General features: G+C 58.2%; 4 protein-coding genes and 1 pseudogene. 2 read left to right on the top strand and 3 right to left on the bottom strand.

What is annotated here, in order from left to right:
* Positions 1-274, top strand: a pseudogene (locus tag EN914_RS27805) (SEL1-like repeat protein); the annotation flags it as partial.
* 368 nt (positions 275-642) lie between these two features.
* Here EN914_RS27805 and EN914_RS27800 read toward each other — a convergent pair.
* Positions 643-1,344, bottom strand: coding sequence for a Crp/Fnr family transcriptional regulator (locus tag EN914_RS27800; protein ID WP_024505426.1), 702 nt, complete (start codon positions 1,342-1,344; stop codon positions 643-645).
* 163 nt (positions 1,345-1,507) lie between these two features.
* Positions 1,508-1,789 carry a hypothetical protein gene (locus EN914_RS27795; RefSeq protein ID WP_024505425.1) on the bottom strand — a complete coding sequence of 94 codons (282 nt, stop codon included), beginning with the start codon at positions 1,787-1,789 and terminating at the stop codon, positions 1,508-1,510.
* Positions 1,790-2,169: 380 nt separating this feature from the next.
* Between EN914_RS27795 and EN914_RS27790 the strand changes: the two genes are divergently transcribed.
* On the top strand, positions 2,170-3,042 hold the full coding sequence (locus EN914_RS27790; protein WP_024505424.1) for an FkbM family methyltransferase: 873 nt from the start codon (positions 2,170-2,172) through the stop codon (positions 3,040-3,042).
* Between the two features lie 101 nt (positions 3,043-3,143).
* On the opposite strand, the gene EN914_RS27785 is transcribed toward EN914_RS27790, so the two are convergent.
* Positions 3,144-3,790: AGE family epimerase/isomerase (locus tag EN914_RS27785; protein ID WP_206527251.1), on the bottom strand; the 647-nt coding region annotated here is incomplete at its 5' end.

The raw sequence follows: 3,790 nt of genomic DNA, 5'->3' as shown, positions 1-3,790 counted from the left end.
GTGGTTCAAGCGGGCAGCCGCAGCCGGGCACGCCGGGGCTATGTTTGCGATCGGTGCCCAGTACGCGAATGGCCAAGGTCTGTCCTTCGACCCGGTCGCAGCGCAGAAATGGTTCGCCGCCGCCGCCGAGCGGGGACATGGCTATGCCCAGCTCATGCTCGGGGGCTATCTCTGCAATGGTCGTGCCGGGGAACACAACCCGGTAGCAGGCCGCCTTTGGCTCGAGCGAGCATTTGCGCAGGGTGTTCAGGAAGCGGCGAATGAACTCTCATAGTTTGCCTCGAAGGCTGGCTCTGCGGGGGCCATAGGTCTGGTGGAAGAGCTACGCTCTGTTTAGGATCCGAGCAGCGAGCACCAATTATCGCTCCTGATTGTGGTCCTCAAATTGGGCCGAGCGGACTCGCCGCTGCAGCGGAACGCCAAGGACGGTGTCGCTTAGGCAACCGCGAAGAGATCGCGCCAAGAAACCGAGATTGAATTGGCCGGCGCCTGGCCAGCGGACGCCAGTCGGGATAGGGAGCGGGCCACACGGAACAGATCCGCCGCCGGAAAGTGGATGCTGCCCGGGAAAGCCCGTCCTCGATCTTGCCCGATGGCCGCTACCGGGGAACAAGATTGCTTGCCATCGCATGCCGGGACGTCTCAACCGTCGACATATTCCTGCTCGAATCCAGCAAACTTAGTCAGGCCCTGCTGATCGAGCACACGAACGTGGCCCTGCCGAAATTCGAGAAACTTGCGCTCGCGCAGTTCCCGCAGCATCCGGTTGACATGAATGGGAGTGAGTCCCAGTGCGTCCGCCAGATCGTACTGGGTGAGAGGGCATTCATAGCTGTTGCGCGTGACAGAGCCGATTCGTTCCAGACGCGTCATCAGTTCGAGGAAGAGATGCGCCGTCCGCGCCAAGGCGCTGCGTCGTCCCACATTGGTGAGATGTTGAGCGACAACCGCTGCATTGTGCACGAGGGTTTCGAGAACAAGGGAGAACAGATGAGGCGACTGCATGGCCGCAACGGCAAATGTCTTGGTCGAAGCCACCAGAACTGAAATTTCGGTTTGAGCCACAAACGTTTCAAGAGCCCTGCCCGAGTAGGACTGAGGTAGGACGATGTCGCCTTTCAGTGCAAAATCTAGAATCTGTCGCTGCCCGCCGGCAAGTTCATGAGAAATGCACCCCCAGCCCGACTCGACAATGAACATGCGATCGCAATCCTCGCCCTGATTGACGATGACCGTCTCCGCCAGATAGCGCTTCGGCGTGAATCCCAGCCTTTTGATCAGCGCCGTATCGTCCTCATACGACAGGCGTTTTTCATTCCCGCGCAAAAATGGATGTGGCGTCATTCAGAAGCAACCCCGCCCAACTACTGCCCGAACTACCTCCCTCGCATACACCGTACATTAAAATTGATGTGAAGAATATGCTCCAATGCACTATCGATGACGTGGCAACGGCAGTTTTGGTTGAAGATAACAAGTTTTTCCCGGTCGGCCGATGGCGACAAGGTTAAGTCTTATTTCTCTTGAAATTTTCCCGCATGGAATCGACTATTTCGCTGGCGACGAGGCAGCTGCGATTGTCCGCTTGCTCGGCGGCATTTCGTAACGTCATCGACGCGTCCTTAAGTAGCCCTCTAATCTCTGCTGCTGACAAAAGCTCGGACGCTTCGAGTTCCAGCAGCACGGATTCACTCACGTGCAGCGCAGCAAGCGCCACCGCTCTAGGCCTTGTGGCAAGCAGTTTCAGAAGGTCACTGCTGGGTCTCGCACGGACTTTTTTTTTGGCCATCGTTGCGTCTCAACCGTTCGGACAAGATGGTTCACGTCTCAAAGTTACAACGCCTTGACGAATTAACCGCATTTCCATGATCGGGAGAGGTCGTTCAATGTGGCGTCAGGCATCTTCCCAAAGCATACTATCCCGCTTTGAGGCAGCGACACAGAGGCAAGTGCTACCGAATTTGCCGTAGCTACGACGTCGCTATCACCTTGCGGTACCTTGCTGATAAGCGGCGCAGGAAGCATGCCTACGACCGAACCGGGGAGGGCATGATGGCAGGAATATGCATGCGGGGGGTGTGTGCGGGCAATTTGCTTCGGTGGCGAGCCGGCCTGGCTACTCCCTAAGGGTGTATGGAGATTGGCACATCCTCAGGTGATACTGCGACGATGAACCGGACGTTCTACGCCAAGCTCTATCACATTGACGGGCTCGCGCGCGCCATCGGCTGGAGGAAACTGGTCTCAGTACTCCTTCGCCGCGCACTCGGGATCGGCTCGGCGATGAAAGTTCGCTGTGGCGATCATGAATTGCTGATCAGGCCTACCGACAGCGACTTGTTTGTCATGTCACAAATTTTTGGGCACGGCGAATATGAAATTGGAAAGGGTGGACAGAGCGCGCTCAACCGGCTCGCGGCAGGATGGAGACGGAGGGGGATCATACCCGTTATCGTGGATGCCGGCGCTAACGTTGGCTACTCGTCGATTTTCCTCAGAGACCAGTATCCTGATGCTGTGGTGATGGCCATCGAACCGGATCGCCAAACGCATGAAGTCTTACTCTCGAACTGCGCCGGTCTAGAGCGGATCATGTCTGTCTACGGCGCACTCTGGTGCCACGAGGGCGAAGTTGCACTTGTCAACAGCGAGCGCCCATCGTGGGCACGGGGCGTGGCAGACGGAGAAGGCGTGCCGTCGGTCACCTTACGGGGCCTTCTTGCCAGACTGCCCAAGGCGAAATTGCTGATGCTTAAGATGGACATTGAAGGCGCGGAGCTGGAGGCAACACGAGACTGCGGCAAGGTCCTCAAGCATGTGCCGTGCATCATCGTGGAACCACACGACTTTATGTTTCCCGGCCGAGGCTGCCTCACTTTCGTCTACTCGCTTTTGAGCGGAAGGAAGATCGACAGCCTCGTCAACGGCGAGAACCTCATATTCATTGCCTCGGAACTCCTGGCAGCACCGGCAGCCTCACGGCGGCCGACGACCGGGGGAAAGCGAGCGTTGCCGGTGCGCGCGGCCAAGGCTGTGCCTTAGCGGCCACGCCAGGAGCCGATATCTGCGGTCTTCAAGGTTCGGTGCAGACGACCTTCGCCAACCACGGTTCGGCACGAACACCGTATCTCAGGATCGTCGCATCAGGAGCGACCCAGTACCTGCCTCAAACCCGTCTTGCTCACGTCCGAAGCAGGAAGCGGGAAAGGTTCGACTTGGCCTGCGGTCTTGTCCAGATACTGCATCAATGCCGTCACCAGATGGTAGAAGATGCTCGCCGGCACCTCCGTTGCCAGTGACCTTCCGCGCTCGTCAATCCTGTCGATCCACAATCCAAGCGGCGCGGGATCGATGTGCCATCTGAACAGGCGCGCGACACGGGCTTCGATCTCAGCTTTCAGGTCAGGCCCGCCAATGCCATCCAAGGCTACGGCTGCCTTGACGGCTTCGCATTGCGGCCAGCTGCGGGAGAGCCGGTCGAGAGGGATTCCCTGCCGCGATACGGCAGCAAAAGCCAGACCTGTTGTCCGGTTCAATCCACTGGCGACCGCCGATGAATAGAGCTTCCTTGCGTAGGCGACCAAGTCTTTCTGGCCGCTCGCTCTTGCGAAATCGACAAGGAGCGAAGCCCATTCGAAGTGATGCCCCGGTTCGGTCCACTGTCCTTCATCTCCCTGCAACGGCAACCAATCGGCGTCGAAACGTTCCCCAACCGTCCAGCTTTCCTGGTCGAAGAAATGGCTCCGGAAGAGATCGATGATGCGTGCTGCCCGACGCAGATATTCACGGT

Source organism: Mesorhizobium sp. M7A.F.Ca.CA.001.08.2.1, from assembly GCF_003998455.1.
Taxonomy (GTDB): Bacteria; Pseudomonadota; Alphaproteobacteria; order Rhizobiales; family Rhizobiaceae; genus Mesorhizobium; species Mesorhizobium ciceri.
The sequence above is the reverse complement of the archived record's forward strand: the minus strand, read 5'-3'. Positions and strand labels throughout refer to the sequence as shown.